Raw genomic sequence first — 19,355 nt, 5'->3', positions numbered from 1 at the left:
AGTGCCGCCGCCCGGCGTGACCGGCGCACGACAGCTGTGCCCGGGTCGCCCCACGCACCGCAGGCCCATCGACCGCGCCGCTAGACTGGCCGGATGAAGCCCCTGCTCGCGCTCGCCACCGCCGCCTTCCTGCTGGCGGCCGGGCTGGTCCACGCGCAAACGGCCGGACGCAGCGTCGTGCCCGGCGCGGCGCCGCTGCCTGCCGACGACAGCCTCTACCGCGAGCTCGGCGGGCGCGAAGCCATCCAGCGCTTCACCGACGACTTCTACGGCCGGCTGCTGGCCGACCGGCGCCTGGCGCCCTTCTTCGACGGGCTCAACCCCCGCGCCCTCGAACGCTCCCTGGCCGACTATTTCTGCGTCGTCGCCGGCGGCCCCTGCACCTACGAAGGCGTCAGCATGGTCGACGCCCACGCCGGCCTGGGCATACGCCGCGCCGACTTCAACGCCCTGGTGGAGCACCTGCAGGACGCCATGGACGCCGCCGGCCTGCCCTTCGCCACCCAGAACCGGCTGCTCGCCCGGCTGGCGTTCTCGCACCGCGACGTCGTCACCCGGTGAGCCGGCCGCCTCATCACCGCCGGGGCGGTTTCCAGAACAACCACGGCGATTTCGAGGCCAAGTCGCTCGCCGAGGTGATCCGCTGGCGCTGGAGCGCCGCCCGCCGCGGGCTGCCGCCACGGCCGCTGGTGCCCATCCCGGCCCAGCCGGCCGACCTCGGCTTCATCCACGGCAATGCCGGCCCGGCGCAGGCCCCCGCCGTCACCTGGGTCGGCCATGCCACGGTGCTGGCCCAGGTGGGCGGCCTGAACCTGCTGACCGATCCGATCTTTTCGGAACGCGCCTCGCCCCTGCCCTTCGCCGGGCCGAAGCGCGAGCAGCCGCCGGGCCTGGCCCTGCGCGAGCTGCCGCGCATCGACGCCGTCCTGGTCTCGCACAACCACTACGACCACCTCGACCTTCCGTCCTGCCGCGCGCTGGCGGCCCAGTCGAGCGGCAGCCCGCTGTTCGCGGTGCCGCTCGGCCTGGCCGACTGGTTCCGCCGCCGCGGCATCGAGCGCGTGGTGGAGCTGGACTGGTGGCAGTCGCATGGCCTGGACGGCCTGGAACTGGTGCTGGTGCCGGCGCGGCACTGGTCGGCGCGGGGCCTGGGCGACCGCATGAAGACCCTGTGGGGCGGCTTCGCCGTCTTCGCGCCCGACTGCCACCTGTTCTTCGCCGGCGACACCGGCTACTCGCGCGACTTCACCGACATCCGCGAGCGCTTCGCCACGCGCCAGGCCGAGGGCGGTTTCGACATCGCCCTGATCCCCATCGGCGCCTACGAGCCGCGCTGGTTCATGCAGGACCAGCACGTCAACGTCGAGGAGGCATTGAAGATCCATGCCGACCTGGGCGCCAAGCGTTCGCTCGGCGTGCATTGGGGCACCTTCGAGCTGACCGACGAAGCCCTGGACGAGCCGCCCCGCCAGCTCGGCTGGCAACGCGCGGCCCAAGGCCTGGCCGAAGAGGCCTTCTTCACCCTGGCGATCGGCGAGACCCGGCGCATCCCACCGCGGCGCTGACGCCTTGGCGCAAGCGCCTGACAGCTCCACGACAAACAACGTCACAGGCCAGCCCTAGGCTGGCGCCATGCCGTCTCCCGCCGAACCCGCCCGCCGCCTGCCGGCCTGGGCCCCCCTCGCGCTGCTGGCGCTGTGGCTGGTGGCCCTGGCCGGATGGCGCCCCGTCGCCCTGCCCGACGAGGGCCGTTACGGCGGCGTCGCCTACGAGATGCTGGCCGGCGGCGATGGCCTGACGCCCACCCTCTTCGGCCTGCCCTATTTCCACAAGCCGCCGTTGATGTACTGGATCGACATGGCGGCCCTGCACCTGCTCGGCCCCAAGCCGCTGGCCCTGCGCGCCGCGCCGCTGCTGGGCGCCTGGCTGCTGGGCCTGGCCTTGTGGATCGAGGCCCGCGCGCGCTGGGGGGCGCAGGACGCCGCCCGCGCCCTGGCCTGGCTGGCCGTGCTGCCGCTGTTCTACCTCGGCGGCCAATACGCCAACCACGACATGCTGGTGGCCGGCTGGATCTCGCTGGCCGTCGTGGCAGCGCGGCGTGCCTTCGATGCCGAGCGCCACCGCCTGGCCTGGATCTGCGGCGCCTGGGCGGCGATGGCCATGGCCCTGCTCTCCAAGGGCCTCATCGGCGTCGTGCTGCCCGGCCTCGTGGTGCTGCCGGTGCTGCTGTGGCAGCGCCGCTGGCGGGCGCTGCGCCTGGCCCTGCACCCCCTCGGCCTGGCCGTGTTCGCCGCGCTGGCCCTGCCCTGGATGCTGGCCATGCAGCAGCGCTATCCGGGCTTTTTCGATTACTTCATCGTCGAGCAGCATTTCCACCGCTACACCGAGGCGCGCTTCAACAACGCCCAGCCGTGGTGGTTCTTCCTGGCCGTGCTGCCCCTGGGCACCCTGCCGATGAGCCTGCGACTGCCCGCCGCCCTGCGCCGCATCGGGCCAGACCTGTGGTGGGTCATCGCCATCGTCGCCTTCTTCTCGCTGCCGCGCTCCAAGCTGGTCGGCTATGTGCTGCCCGCCCTGCTGCCGCTGACCCTGCTGCTCTTCGAGGCCTGGCGCGGCCGGCGTGGCGCGCGGCTGGCCTGGGGCCTGGGCGCGCTGATCTGCGTCGCGGCGGTGCCCGGCATCGTGCGCTGGGGCAAGCCCGACCATGCCGACGTCGGCGCCGCCCTGCACGCCCGCATGGCGCCCGGCGACCGCGTGGTAGTCACTTCGGAGCCCTTCTTCGACCTGCGCCTGCAGGCCCGGCTGACGCAGCCGCCGGCCGTGCTGGCCGACTGGGATGCCCTGCGCAACGACGGCGCCGACAGCTGGCATCGCGAGCTGTTGGATGCCGCGCGCTTCGACCCAGCGGGCGGCGACCGCGTGCTGTGGACGCCCGCGCGCCTGGCCCGAGAACGCTGCGGCCCCGGCCGGCTCTGGCTGGTGGCTCCGCCCGACGCCGCGCCGCAGGACGCACGACCGGTTTCCACGGGCCGGCGCGCCACGCTCTACGAACTGCCGCGGCCGACGGCCTGCCCATGAGCCGGCTGCTGCGCTATGCCGGCGTCGGCGCCGTCGCCACCGCCACCCACTACGCGTTGATGGTGCTGGCGGTGGAAGTGGGCCACTGGCCGGCCTGGCTGGCTTCGGGAGCCGGCGCGCTGGCAGGCGCCCAGATCGCCTTCTGGGCCAACCGCCGCTTCACCTTCGGCCACCGCGGCGGCTGGTGGCCGGCGTGGTGCCGCTTCCATGCGACGGCGGGGGCAGGCGCCCTGCTGGGCATGCTGCTGGTGGACGCCGGCGTGCAGGCCGGCCTGCACTACCTGCTGGCCCAGGCGGGGGCCACGGTCGTCGTCATGCTGGCCACCTTCGTGGCCAACCGCGCCTGGGCCTTCAGGCCAACGTGACGCCGGCCTCGACCAGATCCTCGGCGAAGGCGTCGCTGCCGAGATAGGCCATCTCGCCGGCGCGAGCGGCGGCGATGGGGTCGCCGGCATCAGGCGCGCCGAGCGCCGGGTGGCAGAACATCAACGCCCCGTCGGGGGCCGCCCGCAACCAGCCGCGCACCAGGGCGCGGTAGTCCTCGCGCGGGTGAAAGCCCCGCACGCCCACCAGGGCCGGCGCATGCCCGATGCCGCGTGAGCGCATCGCCCCGAGCAGAGCCCGGCCGCCGCAGGCCTCGATGACACGCCGCTTGAATGCGAAGCCAGGGCCGAGCACCCGGCCGGTGTTGCGCACCGGCAGGCCCAGGCTCTGCGCGGCGGCGATCACGATGGGGCGAACGCCCGGCAGCGCATGCACGTGCTGGTGGCCATCGATGAAGTCCGGCGCCCGGCCCACCGCGGCGACGAAGCGCTGCAGCTGCGCCTGGAACTCTTCGGCCAGGCCCTCGGGGAGGCGGCCACGCAGGGCCAGGCCGATCAGGGTGCCCAGGGCCGGAAAGCGCGGCCAGGCGCCGCGCAGCGCGGCGCTGACGGGCTCGCCCTCGGTCAGGTTGAAGTGCAGGCCGGTGGGCTCGGCCCCCTCCTGCAGCGCACGGGCGGCAGCCGGCCAGCGCGGCGGCGTGACGAGGCAGCTCACGGCCGTGATGCGCCCCTGCTCGGTCAGGACGAGGATGCCGCGGTCCACCGCCGGACCGAGGCCGTAGTCGTCCGCGCAGACGACCAGGCGCCGCAGCTGCGTCACGTCGGCTCGCCCGTGTCCAGCGCCACCAGGTAGACCGGCCGCTGCTTGACCTCGTCGAAGATGCGGCCGATGTACTCGCCGATGATGCCGATGGACAGCAGCTGCACGCCGCTGAAGAACATCAGGCCCACCACCAGCGTCGCCCAGCCGGGGATGGGGTGGCCCCAGAGCAGGTGCTCGCAGGAGATCCAGACGCCATAGGCCAGGGCGACCAGGGCGATGCTGCCGCCCAGGGCACTCCACACGCGCAGCGGCAGGTTGCTGAAGGCGGTGACGCCGGTGAAGGCCAGGGCCAGCAGCCGGCCCAGCGAGAAGCTGCTGGCTCCGCCTTGGCGCGGCTTCGGCACATAGGGCAGGAACTCCGTGCGGAATCCCACCCAGGCGTACAGGCCCTTCATGAAGCGATTGCGCTCGGGCAGGGCATTCAGCGCATCGACGACGCGGCGATCGAGCAGCCGGAAGTCGCCCGCGTCGGGCGGGATGTGCAGCCGGGTGAAGGCATTGACGAAGCCATAGAAGAGCCGCGTGCCCAGGCGCTTCAGAGGCCCTTCCTCATCACGGTTGGCGCGCACGGCGCAGACCATGTCGGCACCGGCCAGCCAGGCCTCGTGCATGGCCGTGATCATCTCGGGCGCATGCTGGCCGTCGGCATCCATCAGCAGCACGCGGTCGGCATCGGCCAGGGCCAGGCCGGCCGTCAGGGCGGCCTCCTTGCCGAAGTTGCGCGACAGGCGCACATAACGCAGCGGCAGGCCGGCGGCGCGCGCCGCCAGCGCCACGCCCTGGGTATCGTCCCGACTGCCGTCGTCGACGAGCAGAATGCGCCAGCGCGGCGTGAGCGCACCCAGGGCGCCGCGCAGCCGGGCGAGCAGGTCCGGCAGGTTCGCGGCTTCATTGAACGCCGGCACGACGACGTCGAGACTGGCGTTGGACAGGCGCACCTTCGTTGGCATTCGAGGATTCTGGTTAACCCGCATGACGCCCTGCTTGCTCCCGACTGACCGCTGGCTGACGGCCCCATGCGTGGGCATGAGGCTTGCCAGGCGCGCCCCATGAAAGTGCTTCGCGACTGGCTGCGCCAACTCGGGCCCGGCCTCATCACCGGTGCCGCCGACGACGATCCCAGCGGCATCGCCACCTACTCCCAGGCCGGCGCGCGATTCGGCTACTCGATGCTGTGGAGCCTCGTCTTCACGCTGCCGCTGATGACGGCCATCCAGATCGTCAGCGCGCGCATCGGTTATGTCTCAGGCCGCGGCCTGGCGGCCAACATGAAGCAGGCCTTCCCGCGGCCGGTGCTGTTCGGCCTGGTCGGCCTGCTGCTGGCGGCCAACACGCTGAATATCGCGGCCGACGTCGCGGCCATGGCCGCCGCCGTCCACCTGCTGGTCGGCGGCCCGACGCAGGCCTACGCGCTGGCCTTCGGCATCGCCAGCGTGCTGATGCAGGTGTTCCTGCGCTACGAGAGTTATGTCCGCTGGCTGAAATGGCTGACCCTGGCCCTGCTGGCCTATGTCGGCGTGGTCGCCGTGCTGAACCTGGACTGGGCCGACGTGCTGGCGCGCACCGTGCACCCCCGGCTGGACTGGAACCGCGACACGCTGCTGATGGTGGTGGCGGTGTTCGGCACCACCATCAGCCCCTACCTCTTCTTCTGGCAGGCCGGCCAGGAGGTCGAGGACCGGCAGGCCGACGGCCAGGCGGCCCCCACGGCCGAGCAGGTGCGCGCCCATCTGCACCGCATCAAGCTCGACACCCATGTCGGCATGCTCTTCTCCAACCTCATCGCCTTCTGCATCATGCTGGCCACGGCCGCCACGCTGCACAAGGCCGGCGTGCATCAGATCGACACCTCGGCCCAGGCCGTCGAAGCGCTGCGGCCGGTGGCGGGCGCGCATGCGGCCCTGCTCTTCAGCCTGGGCATCATCGGCACCGGCCTGCTGGCGGTGCCGGTGCTCGCCGGTTCGGCGGGTTATGCGGTGGCCGAGGTGGCGGGCTGGCGCGACAGCCTCAGCCTGAGGCTGGAACGCGGCGAAGGCCGCGGCTTCTACGGCGTCATCGCCGTGGCGACGCTGGGCGGCGTGGCGCTGTGCTTCGCGCCCATGGACCCGGTGCGCCAGCTGTTCTGGTCAGCCGTGTTCAACGGCATCACGGCCGTGCCCATCATGGCCGCGATGATGGTGCTGGCCACCCGCCCCGCCGTCATGGGCAGCCACGTCATCGGCCCCAAGCTGCGGCGCCTCGGCTGGGCCGCCACGGCCGTCATGGCCCTTACGGTGCTGGCCCTGGCAATCGCCTAGGCCACCCTGCACACTTTCAGCATGTTGGTGCCGCCCGGATAGCCCATGGGCTCGCCGCAGGTGATGGCGTAGGTGTCGCCCGGCATCAGCACGCCGCGCTCCACGAGCAGCTTCTCGGCGGCAGCCAGGGCCGTGTCGCGGTCGTCGTACTTGGGCATCAGCAGGGAGCTGACGTTGCGGTAGAGCGCCATCTTGCGCTGGCTGACGAGCTGCGTCGTCAGGCCGAAGATGGGCACCTGCACGCGGTGGCGGCTCATCCATAGCGCCGTCGAGCCGGACTCGGTCAGGGCCAGGATGGCCTTGCAGCCGAGGTGGTAGGCGGTGAAGAGCGCGCCCATGGCGATGGACTGGTCGATGCGGCCGAACTGGCGGCCGGCGAAGTCGGTGTCCAGGCTGACGAACTCGGCGCGCTCGGCCTCCAGCGCGATGGCGGCCATCTGCTCGATGGTCTCGACCGGGAACTTGCCCGCGGCCGTCTCGGCCGACAGCATGACGGCGTCGGTGCCGTCCAGCACGGCATTGGCCACGTCGCTGACCTCGGCGCGCGTGGGCACCGGGTTGACGATCATGGACTCCATCATCTGCGTGGCGGTGATGGCGACCTTGTCGAGTTCGCGGGCCATCTTGATCATGCGCTTTTGCAGCGCGGGCACGGCGGCGTTGCCCACCTCCACGGCCAGGTCGCCGCGGGCCACCATGATGCCGTCGCTGGCCTTGAGGATGGCCTCGAGATGGGGGATGGCCTCGTAGCGCTCGATCTTGGCGATCATGGCCGGCTTGTGGCGCCAGGGCTCGCCGGCCACATTGGCCAGCTGGCGCGCCATCTCCATGTCGGTGGCGTTCTTGGGGAAGCTCACGGCCAGGTATTCGCACTGGAAGGACATCGCGGTCTTGATGTCGTCCATGTCCTTGGCCGTCAGGGCCGGGGCGGTGAGGCCGCCGCCCTGCTTGTTGATGCCCTTGTTGTTGGACAGCTCGCCGCCGAGCTTGACGGTGGTGTGCACCTGGGCGCCGCGCACGGCGTCCACGGTCAGCACCAGCAGGCCGTCGTTGAGCAGCAGGGTGTCGCCCGGCTTCACGTCGCGCGGCAGCTCCTTGTAGTCGAGGCTGGCGATGTCCTGGTTGCCGAGTTCGGTGCGGTCGGCGTCGAGGATGAACTTGGCGCCGGGGATGAGCTCGATCTTGTTGTTCTCGAACTTGCCGACGCGGATCTTGGGGCCCTGCAGGTCGGCCATGATGGCCACCGACTTGCCGACCCGCTCGGCCGCCGCGCGGACCATGGCGGCGCGGTCGATGTGGTCCTGGGCCTTGCCGTGGGAGAAGTTCAGCCGCACGACGTCGACGCCGGCGTGGATCATCTTCTCCAGCACCTCCGGCGTGTTCGAGGCGGGGCCGAGGGTGGCGACGATCTTGGTGGCGCGGGTCATGGCTTGTCTCAACTTTCTTGGGGGCGCGGAATTATGGTCCGCGCCGCCCGCCGCGAGTTTCTTCGCGTTTCAGGCCAGCGCCTTCTCCATAAACAGGCTCAGCGGGTCGGGGGCGTAGCCGCCGAAGGGCCCGCGCTCGACATAGCCCAGCCGCCGGTACAGGCCCAGGGCCTCGGGCTGGTGGATGCCCGTCTCCAGCCGCGCCAGGCGCACGCCGCGGGCGGTGAGTTCGCCCTCCAGCGCCGCCATCAATTGCCGGGCCACGCCCCGCCCGCGCTCGCTGTCCAGCACGAAAAGCCGCTTGATCTCACCGTAAGCCGGCCCGCCGTCCGCCGCGAAGTGCTTGACCCCACCGCAGCCGACGAGGCGCTCGCCGCGCCAGGCCCCGTAGAAGCCGCCCTGCGGCGGGCGCAGGCCTTCGGCCGGCTCGAAGTGGTTGCTCTCGCTGGGGTAGAGGGCGCTCATCAGGGCCTCGGACCGGGCGATCAGCGCCTGGGCTTCGGGGTGCGCGGGGTCGAGCGGCGCGATGCGCGTGGGCGGTTGGGGATCCATGGGGTTTCAGCTCCGGGTGGGCAAGGGCTCGCTGCAGCGCGGTGGCTGCGCGGGAGAATTCTGACCTCCGCCCGCCCCGCCCTCATGTCCGATCGCTCCACCGCACCGCCCGCCCCGGCGCCCTTGCTCGCCGCCCTCGCCGTGGTGCTGATCTGGGGCCTCAATTTCCCGCTGCAAAAGGCGCTGTTCGGCCAGGTCGGTCCGGTCGGCTTCCTTGGACTGCGCTACCTGCTCGTGCCCTTCTGCGCGGTGGCCCTGCTGTGCTGGCGCTTCGGGCTGCGCTGGCCGCGGCTGGACCGCGCCGAGGTGGCGCCGCTGGTGCGCCTCACCCTCGTGGGCCAGGGCCTGCACCTGCTGTTGTCGGCCTATGGCATGCAGGGCTCCACCGCCTTCAGCGCCAGCGTGCTGCTGGCCTGCGGGCCGGTGTTCACGCTGCTGATCCTGCGGTTGAGCGGCGTCGAACGCCTGTCGGCCGGGCAGGTCGCCGGCGTGGCCACGGCCGCCGCCGGGGCGCTGGTGTTCACGTCGGACAAGCTGCTCGCGGCGGACTGGCAGGCTTCGCTCGGCGACCTGACGCTGCTGGCCGCCGCGGCCCTGTTCAGCTACTACACGGTGGCGAGCAAGCCCCTCATCCAGCACCACGGCGGCGTGACGGTGCTGGGCTATGGCAGCCTCGTGTGCACGCTGCCCATGCTGCTGTGGTGCCTGCCGGCGCTGCGCGCGCTGGACTGGGCGGCGCAGCCGGCATGGGTCTGGGCCGGCACGGCCTGGCAGGTGGCCGGCGGCGGCTTCATCGGCTGGCTGGCCTGGGGCTGAGCCAACGAGAGGCGCGGCGTCGCACGCACCGCCCCCTCATCTACCTGATGCCGCTGGTGGCCGGCCTCACCGCCTGGGCCTGGGGCGGCGAGCAGTTCAGCGCCCACAAGCTGCTGGGCGCGGGCGTCATCCTCGCAGGCGTCGCCCTGGCGCAGTTCAGCCCCGGCTCGGCCGCGCCTCGTGCACGTCCGCGACCGCCAGAGCCGTCATGTTGACGATGCGGCGCACCGTGGCCGAGGGCGTCAGGATGTGCACCGGGCGCGCGGCGCCGAGCAGGATGGGCCCCACCGTCACGCCCTGACCGGCGCTGATCTTGAGCACGTTGAAGAGGATGTTGGCCGCGTCCAGCGTCGGCAGCACCAGCAGGTTGGCCGCGCCGCTGAGCTTGCTGTCGGGCAGGAAGGCCTGGCGCACGCTCTCCGAGAGCGCCGCGTCGCCATGCATCTCGCCATCGCACTCCACCTCGGGATGCGCAGCCGCGAACAGCTCGTGGGCGCGACGCATCTTCAGCGCCGAGGGCCGCGTGCTGGAGCCGAACATCGAGTGGCTGACGAAGGCCAGCTTGGGCGGCAGGCCGAAGCGGCGCAGCTCTTCGGCGGCCATGGCGGCGATGTCGGCCAGCTCCTCGGCACCCGGGTCGTCGTTGACGAAGGTGTCGGCGATGAAGAGCGTCATCTTGTCCAGCATCAGCGCATTCATCGCGGCGAACTGGCGGGCGCCCTCGCGCAGGCCGACGAGATCGCGCACCTGCTCCAGGTGGCGGTCGAAGCGGCCGACCATGCCGCAGATCATGGCGTCGGCGTCGCCCAGCTCGATGGCCAGCGCACCGATGGCGGTGTTGGAGCGGCGCACGGCCGACTTGGCCATCTCGGGCGTCACGCCGTTGCGCTTCATGCGCGCGTGGTAGGCCTCCCAGTACTGGCGAAAGCGCGGGTCGTCCTCGGGGTCGATGACGACGACGTCTTCGCCCAGCCTCAGGCGCAGGCCGGCGCGTTCGATGCGCGCCTTCAGCACGGCGGGGCGGCCGATCAGCGTCGGCCGGGCCAGGCCTTCGTCGAGCACGACCTGCACGGCGCGCAGCACGCGCTCGTCCTCGCCCTCGGGGTAGATGACACGGGCCGGCGCGGCCTTGGCGGCCGAGAAGACGGGCCGCATGAACATGCCGGTCTGGTAGACGAAGCGCTCCAGCGACTGGCGGTAGGCGTCGAGGTCGGCAACGGGGCGGGTGGCCACGCCATCCTCGGCCGCCGCGCGCGCCACGGCCGGGGCGATGCGCAGGATGAGGCGGGCGTCGAAGGGCTTGGGGATGAGGTAGTCGGGGCCGAAGGCGAGGTCCTGGCCGGCATAGGCCGCGGCGACTTCATCGCTGGTCTCGGCCTTGGCCAGGGCCGCGATCTCGCGCACGCAGGCCAGCTTCATGCCCTCGGTGATCTTGGTGGCGCCGCAGTCCAGCGCGCCGCGGAAGATGTAGGGGAAGCACAGGACGTTGTTGACCTGGTTGGGGTAGTCGCTGCGGCCCGTGGCGATGATGCAGTCGGGCCGCACGGCCTTGGCCAGCTCGGGCCGGATCTCGGGCTCGGGGTTGGCCAGGGCCAGGATGATGGGCTGGCTGGCCATGGTCTTGACCATGTCGGCGGAGAGGACGCCGGCGGCGGAGCAGCCGAGGAAGACGTCGGCGCCCGCGACCACGTCGGCCAGCGTGCGCGCCGCGGTGACCTGGCAGTAGCGCTGCTTGGACTCATCGAGCCGGCCGGCCCGGGCGTCCTCGCGCTCGCTCTGGATGAGGCCGCGCGAGTCGCAGACGAAGACGTTCTGCCGCTTCACGCCCAGGCCCACCATGACGTCCAGGCAGGCGATGGCCGCCGCACCGGCGCCCGACACCGCCACCTTCACCGACCCGATGTCCTTGCCCACCAGCTCCAGGCCGTTGAGCAGGGCCGCCGACGAGATGATGGCGGTGCCGTGCTGGTCGTCGTGGAAGACGGGGATGTTCATGCGCTTGGACAGTTCGCGCTCGATGTAGAAGCACTCGGGCGCCTTGATGTCCTCGAGGTTGATGCCGCCGAGCGTCGGCTCCATGGCCGCGATGATGTCGACGAGCTTGTCGGGGTCGCGCTCGGCCAGCTCGATGTCGAAGACGTCGATGCCGGCGAACTTCTTGAAGAGGCAGCCCTTGCCTTCCATGACCGGCTTGGCGGCCAGCGGGCCGATGTCGCCCAAGCCCAGCACGGCCGTGCCGTTGGTGATGACGCCGACGAGATTGCCGCGCGACGTGAACTCGGCGGCCTGCGACGGATCGCGCTCGATGTCCAGGCAGGGATACGCGACGCCCGGCGAGTAGGCCAGCGACAGGTCGCGCTGGTTGCTCAGGGCCTTGGTCGGCGTGACCGAAATCTTGCCGCGCGTCGGGCTGCGGTGATATTCGCGGGCGGCGTCGCGCAGCGCGGCTTCGGCAGGCGACAAGGGTGCGTTGTTCTTTTCCATGGCAGCGGGTTTCCAGAGGGGAACCCGCAAGGTTACGCCGCGTTTCAGCGGCCCGCGATGCCGGTTTGCTGGCGATCCATGCCGAGGCCGACATCAGGCGGTTCCCGCGGCGGCGCACAGGGCGCCGCCGTGGGGCTCATGACGCCAGCTTCAGCCGGCCGCGCGCTGGCTCAGGATCTCGAAGGCGGGCAGGGTCTTGCCCTCAAGCACCTCCAGGAAGGCGCCGCCGCCGGTGGAGATGTAGCCCACGTCCTTCTCGATGCCGTACTTGGCGATGGCCGCCAGGGTGTCGCCGCCGCCGGCGATGCTGAAGGCCACGCTCTCGGCGATGGCGCGGGCGATGGCTTCGGTGCCATGGGAGAAGGCCGGGAACTCGAAGACGCCGACCGGCCCGTTCCACACGATGGTGCCCGCGGCCTTGAGCTTGTCGGCCAGCTTGGCGGCGGTCTTGGGGCCGATGTCGAGGATGAGGTCGTCGTCCTCGACGTCGGTGGCCGCCTTCACGGAAGCCGTCGCGCCGGCGGCGAAGGTCTTGGCCGTGACCACGTCCTCGGGGATGGGCACCTCGGCGCCGCGCGCCGCCATCGCGGCCATCACGGCCTTGGCCTGGTCGACGAGGTCGGGCTCGGCCAGCGACTTGCCGATCTTCAGGCCCGCGGCCAGCATGAAGGTGTTGGCGATGCCGCCGCCGACGACGAGGCCGTCGACGTTCTTGGACAGGCTCTGCAGGATGGTCAGCTTGGTGGAGACCTTGGAGCCGGCGACGATGGCGACGAGCGGACGCCGCGGGTTGGCCAGGGCCTTGGTGATGGCGTCGATCTCGGCCGCCAGCAGCGGGCCGGCACAGGCGACCTTGGCGTACTTGGCGATGCCGTAGGTGGTGGCCTCGGCGCGGTGGGCGGTACCGAAGGCGTCGTGCACGAAGATGTCGCACAGGGCCGCGAGCTTCTTCGACAGCTCCTCGCTGCACTTCTTCTCGCCCTTGTTGACGCGGCAGTTCTCCAGCAGCACCAGCTCGCCCGGCGCGACGGCCACGCCATCGACCCAGTCGGCCTTGAGTGGCACCGGCCGGCCCAGCAGCTCGGCCATGCGCTCGGCCACGGGGGCGAGGGAGTCCTCGGGCTTGAACTCGCCCTCGGTCGGGCGGCCGAGGTGGGAGGTGACCATGACGGCCGCGCCGGCGTCCAGCGCCATCTTGATGGCCGGCAGCGAGGCGCGGATGCGGGTGTCCTCGGTGATCTTGCCGTGGTCGTCCAGCGGCACGTTGAGGTCGGCGCGGATGAAGACGCGCTGGCCGGCCACCTTGCCGGCGGCGATCAGGTCGGAGAAGCGGATGACGTTCATGGTCGGGCGGTGCAGTTGAGGAAAACTGCCGCGATTCTCGCCTCTGCTCACCAGCCGAGGCCCAGGCGCAGCGGCAGCAGCACCGCCATGCCCACGAGGATGGTGCCGAGGATGCCCTTGCGCCAGAAGTAGTAGGCCGTGGCGGCGACGGCTGCCGGCCAGCGCGCGTCCTGCCAGGTGGTGATGACGTGGCCCTGGGTCATGAAGACCTCGGGGGCGACGACGGCCACCAGCGCCGCCAGCGGCGCCACCTTGAGCAGCTCGCGCAGCCAGTCGGGGATGGGCAGGGGCTCGTCGCCGATGAGGAAGAACCCGCGCGTCAGCACCGTCACGGCCGCGAGGCCGACGAGGGCGATCCAGGTCATGGGCTCGCTCATGCCCGGCCCCTTCGCGCGTCCAGCCACCAGCCCACCGCACCGGCGGCCACGATGGCGCACAGGATGTTGAGCTTGAGCGGCAAGTTGTAGGTCGCGACGGACACCGCGCCGGCCGTGACCGCCACCCACCAGAGCACGCGTTCGGTCAGCAGCGAGTAGGACAGGCCCAGCAGGGCGAGCACGCCGGCGAAGCCGATGCCCCAGTGGGCCGGGATGCGGTCGGCCAGCAGGATGCCGGCGAAGGAGGCGGCCTGCCAGGTCGGCCAGTTGACCGCCACGCCGCCCCAGAAGTAACGCCGCTGTCCCGGGCCTGGGCGCGGCTCGGGATAACGCCTCACGAAGTAGACGAAGTTCAGGTCCGCGGCGAAATAGCCGTGCAGCAAGCGCTGGAGCCGCGGCAGGTGGCCGAAGTAGTTGCGCCACTGGGCGCTGAAAATGACAAAGCGCAGGTTGACGCAGAAGGCTGTGGCCAGCAGCACCCACAGCGGGGCGCCGGAGGCGATCAGCGGCAGGGCCGTCAGCTGGGCGCTGCCGGCGAACACCAGCAGCGACATGCCCATGGCCAGCGGCAGGGCCAGTCCGCTCTTGATCATGGTCACGCCGGTCACCAGGCCCCAGGCGGCCAGTCCCAGCGATGGCGAAGCCATGTCGCGCGCACCGGTACGGAAATCAGGGTCGGCCGCCAGCGCGCGCAGCCTGCTCGTGAAGCTCATCCCGCCATTGTGGCGGCGTGCTCCCCCCCCCCAAAAAACAGGCGGCGCAACGCGCCCGCCGCCCCTCCAGCGGCCGCCGTGGAACTGGCTTTGCCAGGCCACTGGCGGCGCCCCCTTGAGGGGGCCGGCGAAGCCGGTAGGGGGTGGTCAATTCATCTTCCGGACTTTGCCGCTGCCGGCGATGGAGGAGCTGATCTCGGGCGAACCGACGTACTTCACGTCGCCGCTGCCGGCGATGGACACGTTCAGCCGCTTGGTGGCCTGCACGAGGGCGTCGCCGCTGCCGGCGATGCTGACCTTGACTTCCTCGGCCGCCAGTTCCGCGGCCTTGACGTCGCCGCTGCCGGCGATGGAGACGTTGGCATTGCCGCAGCGCCCGGCGGCGATGATGTTGCCGCTGCCGCTGACCTTCATGCCCAGGCGTTCGGCGTCCAGGCCGGCGAAGCGGATGTCGCCCGAGCCGGCGATGGCGGCGTCGACGCCGGCGGTCTTCATCGCCTCGACCTTGATGGTGCCCGAGCCGGCCACCGAGACGGCGCGCAGGGCCGGCATCTCGATGGTGAAGCTCGGCGTGGTCGAGGTCTGCAGGTTGTAGCCCTTCTTGGGCTGGATCTCCAGCGTGCGCCCCTTGCCGCCGTCGACGACGCGGGTCTCGATGTAGGGCAGCAGGTTGCGGTCGGCCTTGACCTCGACCTTGTTGGACGAGCCTTGGCGGATGACGATGTTGAAGCCGCTGACCGTGGAGACGCCGTCGAAGGCGCCCGGGTCGCGGGCTTCGGTGGCGATGTCGCCGTTGCCCTGGACACGCTCACCGCTGTTCCAGCTCCAGGCCCCGGCGGGGACGGCGAGCACGGCGGCGAGGGTGGCGAGGCCGAAGGCGAAGTGGCGGCGGTTCGGGGTCATGGCGGGCTCCATCGGGATTGCGATGGCCGCATCTTGCCGCCGTTAGGGCGCCGCGCCAGGGCCGACGCGACGATGCGCAGGATCGTGGGGCTGAAATGCAGCTGGCCCGGGCTGCTCAGTGGGCCTTGGGCTTGTCGGCGGCTTTGTCGGCCGGCTTGTCGGCAGGCTTGGCCTCGGCCTCCTCGGCGGCCGGCTTGGCCTGGCCGGGGCGCGGCACGACCGGGGCGATGCCCTCGATCTTGTTCTCGCGCATGTACTCGTCCATCTCCCGCCAGCCGGCGTAGACCGCCGCCTTCTGGGCCTTGGGATTGAGCAGGTAGCAGTCCTCGATCGCCCGCAGGGCGTGCCGACAGGCGCCGCCGATGGCCTTGGCATCGGCCTCCTTGGCGGCGGCAACCTTGACGGGGTCGTCGATGCCCAGCTGCTCGCAGGCCGACAGGACCGCGAGCAGGGGCAGGGCGAGGAGGAGGCGCTTCATCCTGACTGGTATCGGCAGCCCGCGCGGCAACTTGAGTCAGGCCGCCCGGCCCTGGGCCATGGCCATCAGCCGGGCGACGCGTTCCTCGGTGGACGGGTGGGTGGAGAACAGGCCCCGCAAGCCGCCGCCGGACAGCGGGTTCATGATCATCATCTGCGCCGTCTCGGGGTGGGCCTCGGCCGGCGCGAGCGGGATGCCCTGGGCGTAGTGGTGGATCTTCTGCAGCGCCGAGGCCAGGGCCGCCGGGTCGCCGGAGAGTTCGGCGCCCCCGCGGTCGGCCTCGAACTCGCGCGCGCGGCTGATGGCCATCTGGATGAGGCTGGCCGCCAGCGGCGCGAGCAGGGCCACGGCCAGGCCGGCCAGCGGGTTGGCGGGGCGGCCGTTCTCGTCGCGTCCGCCGAAGATCGTGGCGAAGTTGGCCAGCATGGAGATGGCGCCGGCCATCGTGGCGCTGACCGTGCTGATCAGGATGTCGCGGTGGGCGACGTGGGCCAGCTCGTGCGCCATGACGCCGCGCAGTTCGCGCTCGGACAGCAGGCGCAGGATGCCGGTCGTGGCGGCCACGGCGGCATGCTCGGGGTTGCGGCCGGTGGCGAAGGCGTTGGGCGCCTCCTCGTCGATGAGGTAGACCTTGGGCGCCGGCAGGCCGCCGCGCGCGGCCAGCTCCTGCACCAGCCGGTAGAACTGCGGCGCGCTGCCCGCGTCGACCTCGCGGGCGTTGTACATCCTCAGCACCATGTCGGCCGAGAACCAGTAGCTGAAGAAGTTCATGCCCACGGCCAGCGCCAGGGCGACCAGCATGCCGGTACGCCCGCCGACCATGGCGCCGACGGCCATGAACAGCGCCGTGATGGCGGCCATCAGGATGGCGGTCTTCACGAGGTTGAACATCGCGGCGGGCTCCAGGAAATGAGGGTGACGTGGCAGATGGTGCCACGCCCGCGGGGTTTCAAGCCGCGCCGAAGCGTTCGCCCACGGCCATGGGCCGGGACTGCAGGAAGGCCGCCGCCGGGCCGCGCTTGCCACCAGCGCGCTGCAGTTCAGTCAGCCGCAGCGCGCCCTCGCCGCAGGCGACGACCGGTCCCGTGGCGATGACCTCGCCGGGCTGGCCGCGGCCCTCGACGACCTCGGCACGCCAGACCTTGACGGCCTCGCCGGCCAGAGTGGCCACGCCGCCGGGGAAGGGGTCGAAGGCGCGCAGCCGCCGCTCGATCTCGGCGGCAGGCCGCGTCCAGTCGATGGCGGCTTCGGCCTTCTCGATCTTGTGCGCATAGGTCACGCCCTCGGCCGGCTGGGGCGTGTGCGGCAGGCCGCCGCAGGCGGCCATCTCCAGGGCCTCGACGATGAGCCGCCCGCCCAGGGCGGCCAGGCGGTCGTGCAGGGTCGCGGTGGTGTCATCGGGGCGGATGGCCAGGCGCTCGACGACGCACATCGCCCCGGTGTCCAGGCCCGCATCCATCTGCATGATGGTGATGCCGGTCTCGGCGTCGCCGGCCTCGATGGCGCGATGGATGGGCGCCGCGCCGCGCCAGCGCGGCAGCAGCGAGGCGTGGATGTTGAGGCAGCCCTGCGCCGGCAGGTCCAGCACCCACTGCGGCAGGATGAGGCCGTAGGCGGCCACGACCATGAGGTCGGGCGCCGCGGCCTGCAGGGCCTCCCGCGCCGCGGCGGCATCGGCCGCGTACTTGCCGTCGAGCCTGAGCCCCTGCGGCTGCGTCACCGGGATGCCCGCGGCGAGGGCCCGCTGCTTGACCGGCGAGGCCTGCAGCTTCATGCCGCGGCCGGCGGGCCGGTCGGGCTGGGTCAGCACCAACGGAACGGTGAAACCCCCGGCGAGAAGGGCGTCGAGGGCGACGGCGGCGAACTCCGGCGTGCCGGCGAAGACGATGCGCATGGCCCGCTCAGAGGCGCTGCAGGCGCTTGCGCGATTCAGCCTCCTCCTCGCGCGTCTTCTTGATCATCTTGGTCTTGATGCGGTCGCGCTTGAGGGGGCTGAGGTATTCGACGAAGACCTTGCCCATGAGGTGGTCCATCTCGTGCTGCACGCAGACGGCCAGCAGCCCGTCGGCGTCGAACTCGTAGGCCTCGCCGTCGCGGTTGGTGGCGCGCACCGTGACCTCGGCGTGGCGGGGCACCTTGTCGTAGATCTGGGGCACGGACAGGCAGCCCTCCTCGCCCTCGACCATGCGCTCGCTCATCTTGATGATCTCGGGGTTGATGAGCACGCGGGGGGTGTCGCGGTCCTGGGAGGTGTCGATGACGATGACGCGCTCGTGCACGTCGACCTGCGTCGCGGCCAGGCCGACGCCGTCGGCGGCGTACATGGTTTCCAGCATGTCGTCGACGAGCTGGCGGATGCGGGCGTCCACCTCGGCGACGGGCTTGGCGACGGTGTGCAGGCGCGGGTCGGGGTAGCGGAGGATGTGCAGTTGTGCCATGGGTGTGGGCCCGCGGCCACGGCCGATGCTTTGTAAGCACTCGCAAGCGGGGGCCGGCCGGGTTGAATGCGGGCAGAATCACCCGGATTTTCGCCGATCCGGCAATCCCCTCGGAGACCGCGCCCGATGCCCGCAGCACGCCCCGCCCCCCTCGCCGTCACTGCCGTCCTTTCAGCCTGCCTGACCCTCGCGACGGCCACGGCCTGGGCCCAAGCCAGCAAGCTGCCCGTCACCCCCGAGCAGCGCCGGGTGGCCGACCAGGTCGCCGCCGCGGGCGTGCCGCTGTCGGAACTGGCGCCTTCCGCGCCCGACACCTACACCGTCAAGCCCGGTGACACGCTCTGGGACATCTCCAAGCTCTTCCTGAAGAGCCCCTGGCGCTGGCCCGAGCTCTGGGGCATGAACCGCGAGCAGATCCGCAATCCCCACCTGATCTACCCGGGGCAGATGCTGGTGCTGGTCAAGGTCGACGGCCGCGCCCGGCTGGAGTTCGGCCAGCGCGTCGGTGCCGGTGCCGCGAACGACACCGTCAAGCTGAGCCCGCAGATGCGCATCTCGGCGCTGGACGCCAATCCCATCCCGACCATCCCGCTGGCCCTGATCCAGCCCTTCCTGACCGACACGGTCGTCTTCGACACCGACGAGCTGGCCAAGGCGCCGCGCATCGTCGCCGCCCAGGAGGGTCATGTCGTGCTCGGCCAGGGCGACCTGGCCTATGCCCGCGGCGACTTCGGCGGCGCGACCGACTTCCGCATCTTCCGCAACTCCCGCCCGCTGATCGATCCGGCCACCCGCGAGATCCTCGGCTACGAGGCTCCCTACGTCGGCACGGCCGACCTGATCCGCCCCGCCGAGGACCGCCCGCGCGCCGACGGCAACACCGACGTCATCCCGGCCACGCTCAAGATCCGCCTGACCAAGCAGGAGGTCGGCATCGGCGACCGCCTCGCCCCGGCACCGCAGCGCAACCTGGACCGCTACGTGCCGCATGCGCCCGACAAGGCCCTCGCGGGTCAGATCGTGGCGCTCTACGGCGACGCGCTGAACGCGGGCCAGAACCAGATCGTGGCCCTGAACCGCGGCAAGCGCGACGGCGTCGAGCGCGGCCACGTCTTCGCCCTGTGGCGCGACGGCCCGGTCGTGCGCGACACCACGGCCGAGAAGGCCGAGGCCATCAAGCTGCCCGACGAACGCCACGGCATCCTGTTCGTCTTCGAGGTCTACGAGCGCGTGTCCTATGCGCTCATCATCTCCGTGCAGCAGCCGGTCAAGGCCGGCGACCGCTTCACCCAGCCCTGACGG

Annotated in this window: 20 protein-coding genes; 7 read left to right on the top strand and 13 right to left on the bottom strand. The window is 71.5% G+C overall.

All coding sequences use genetic code 11. The features are described from left to right. The first annotated feature begins 93 nt into the window (after positions 1-93). From LXT12_RS19655 to LXT12_RS19640, 4 genes are all read left to right on the top strand, one after another. Complete coding sequence (locus tag LXT12_RS19655; RefSeq protein WP_233393993.1) at positions 94-561, top strand: group I truncated hemoglobin; 468 nt, start codon at positions 94-96, stop codon at positions 559-561. After that, complete coding sequence (locus LXT12_RS19650) at positions 558-1,565, top strand: MBL fold metallo-hydrolase (RefSeq protein WP_233393992.1); 1,008 nt, start codon at positions 558-560, stop codon at positions 1,563-1,565. The genes LXT12_RS19655 and LXT12_RS19650 overlap by 4 nt, the downstream gene beginning before the upstream one ends. A gap of 67 nt (positions 1,566-1,632) precedes the next feature. Next, complete coding sequence (locus tag LXT12_RS19645; protein WP_233393991.1) at positions 1,633-3,078, top strand: glycosyltransferase family 39 protein; 1,446 nt, start codon at positions 1,633-1,635, stop codon at positions 3,076-3,078. Then, positions 3,075-3,443 carry a GtrA family protein gene (locus tag LXT12_RS19640; RefSeq protein ID WP_233393990.1) on the top strand — a complete coding sequence of 123 codons (369 nt, stop codon included), beginning with the start codon at positions 3,075-3,077 and terminating at the stop codon, positions 3,441-3,443. Before LXT12_RS19645 ends, LXT12_RS19640 begins: the two co-directional genes overlap by 4 nt. Here the strand turns inward: LXT12_RS19640 and LXT12_RS19635 are convergent. Both LXT12_RS19635 and LXT12_RS19630 read right to left on the bottom strand, forming a co-directional pair. After that, positions 3,430-4,221: a ChbG/HpnK family deacetylase gene (locus LXT12_RS19635; protein WP_233393989.1), complete on the bottom strand. Its 792-nt coding sequence runs from the start codon at positions 4,219-4,221 to the stop codon at positions 3,430-3,432. The genes LXT12_RS19640 and LXT12_RS19635 overlap by 14 nt on opposite strands. Next, positions 4,218-5,174 carry a glycosyltransferase family 2 protein gene (locus LXT12_RS19630; RefSeq protein WP_233393988.1) on the bottom strand — a complete coding sequence of 319 codons (957 nt, stop codon included), beginning with the start codon at positions 5,172-5,174 and terminating at the stop codon, positions 4,218-4,220. Before LXT12_RS19630 ends, LXT12_RS19635 begins: the two co-directional genes overlap by 4 nt. 99 nt (positions 5,175-5,273) lie before the next feature. Between LXT12_RS19630 and LXT12_RS19625 the strand changes: the two genes are divergently transcribed. Beyond that, a complete protein-coding gene (locus LXT12_RS19625; RefSeq protein WP_233393987.1) occupies positions 5,274-6,521 on the top strand; it encodes an NRAMP family divalent metal transporter in 1,248 nt (415 codons plus the stop codon). Here LXT12_RS19625 and pyk read toward each other — a convergent pair. Both pyk and LXT12_RS19615 read right to left on the bottom strand, forming a co-directional pair. Beyond that, positions 6,518-7,948 (bottom strand): pyruvate kinase, encoded by a 1,431-nt coding sequence (gene pyk, locus LXT12_RS19620; protein WP_233393986.1) that lies wholly within the window; start codon positions 7,946-7,948, stop codon positions 6,518-6,520. The genes LXT12_RS19625 and pyk overlap by 4 nt on opposite strands. A gap of 69 nt (positions 7,949-8,017) precedes the next feature. Then, entirely contained in the window at positions 8,018-8,500 is a 483-nt protein-coding gene (locus LXT12_RS19615; RefSeq protein WP_233393985.1) for a GNAT family N-acetyltransferase, read from the bottom strand. 84 nt (positions 8,501-8,584) lie between these two features. Here LXT12_RS19615 and LXT12_RS19610 point away from each other — a divergent pair, with 84 nt between their 5' ends. Then, a complete protein-coding gene (locus LXT12_RS19610) occupies positions 8,585-9,316 on the top strand; it encodes a DMT family transporter (RefSeq protein ID WP_233393984.1) in 732 nt (243 codons plus the stop codon). A 156-nt stretch (positions 9,317-9,472) separates the two neighbouring features. Here LXT12_RS19610 and LXT12_RS19605 read toward each other — a convergent pair whose 3' ends face one another. From LXT12_RS19605 to def, 9 genes are all read right to left on the bottom strand, one after another. Beyond that, on the bottom strand, positions 9,473-11,800 hold the full coding sequence (locus LXT12_RS19605) for an NADP-dependent malic enzyme (RefSeq protein ID WP_233393983.1): 2,328 nt from the start codon (positions 11,798-11,800) through the stop codon (positions 9,473-9,475). Between the two features lie 150 nt (positions 11,801-11,950). Further along, on the bottom strand, positions 11,951-13,144 hold the full coding sequence (locus LXT12_RS19600; RefSeq protein ID WP_233393982.1) for a phosphoglycerate kinase: 1,194 nt from the start codon (positions 13,142-13,144) through the stop codon (positions 11,951-11,953). 47 nt (positions 13,145-13,191) lie between these two features. Then, positions 13,192-13,509, bottom strand: a complete 318-nt coding sequence (locus LXT12_RS19595; protein WP_233393981.1) for an AzlD domain-containing protein — start codon at positions 13,507-13,509, stop codon at positions 13,192-13,194. A gap of 8 nt (positions 13,510-13,517) precedes the next feature. Beyond that, on the bottom strand, positions 13,518-14,234 hold the full coding sequence (locus tag LXT12_RS19590; RefSeq protein WP_233393980.1) for an AzlC family ABC transporter permease: 717 nt from the start codon (positions 14,232-14,234) through the stop codon (positions 13,518-13,520). A gap of 147 nt (positions 14,235-14,381) precedes the next feature. Continuing rightward, positions 14,382-15,137: a head GIN domain-containing protein gene (locus tag LXT12_RS19585; RefSeq protein WP_233393979.1), complete on the bottom strand. Its 756-nt coding sequence runs from the start codon at positions 15,135-15,137 to the stop codon at positions 14,382-14,384. 115 nt (positions 15,138-15,252) lie between these two features. Next, positions 15,253-15,615 (bottom strand): hypothetical protein, encoded by a 363-nt coding sequence (locus LXT12_RS19580; protein WP_233393978.1) that lies wholly within the window; start codon positions 15,613-15,615, stop codon positions 15,253-15,255. Between the two features lie 36 nt (positions 15,616-15,651). After that, positions 15,652-16,506: a zinc metalloprotease HtpX gene (gene htpX / locus LXT12_RS19575; protein WP_233393977.1), complete on the bottom strand. Its 855-nt coding sequence runs from the start codon at positions 16,504-16,506 to the stop codon at positions 15,652-15,654. 58 nt (positions 16,507-16,564) lie between these two features. After that, entirely contained in the window at positions 16,565-17,509 is a 945-nt protein-coding gene (gene fmt, locus LXT12_RS19570; RefSeq protein WP_233393976.1) for a methionyl-tRNA formyltransferase, read from the bottom strand. Between the two features lie 7 nt (positions 17,510-17,516). Continuing rightward, the gene (gene def, locus LXT12_RS19565) at positions 17,517-18,053 is read right to left on the bottom strand and encodes a peptide deformylase (RefSeq protein WP_233393975.1); all 537 of its coding nucleotides are present in this window, start codon (positions 18,051-18,053) and stop codon (positions 17,517-17,519) included. 126 nt (positions 18,054-18,179) lie between these two features. On the opposite strand from def, the gene LXT12_RS19560 reads away from it, so the two are divergent. Next, positions 18,180-19,352: a LysM peptidoglycan-binding domain-containing protein gene (locus LXT12_RS19560; protein ID WP_233393974.1), complete on the top strand. Its 1,173-nt coding sequence runs from the start codon at positions 18,180-18,182 to the stop codon at positions 19,350-19,352. Positions 19,353-19,355: the final 3 nt, after the last annotated feature.

It is taken from the genome of Pelomonas caseinilytica (assembly GCF_021353235.1).
GTDB classification, from domain to species: domain Bacteria; phylum Pseudomonadota; class Gammaproteobacteria; order Burkholderiales; family Burkholderiaceae_C; genus Pelomonas; species Pelomonas caseinilytica.
The sequence above is the reverse complement of the archived record's forward strand: the minus strand, read 5'-3'. Positions and strand labels throughout refer to the sequence as shown.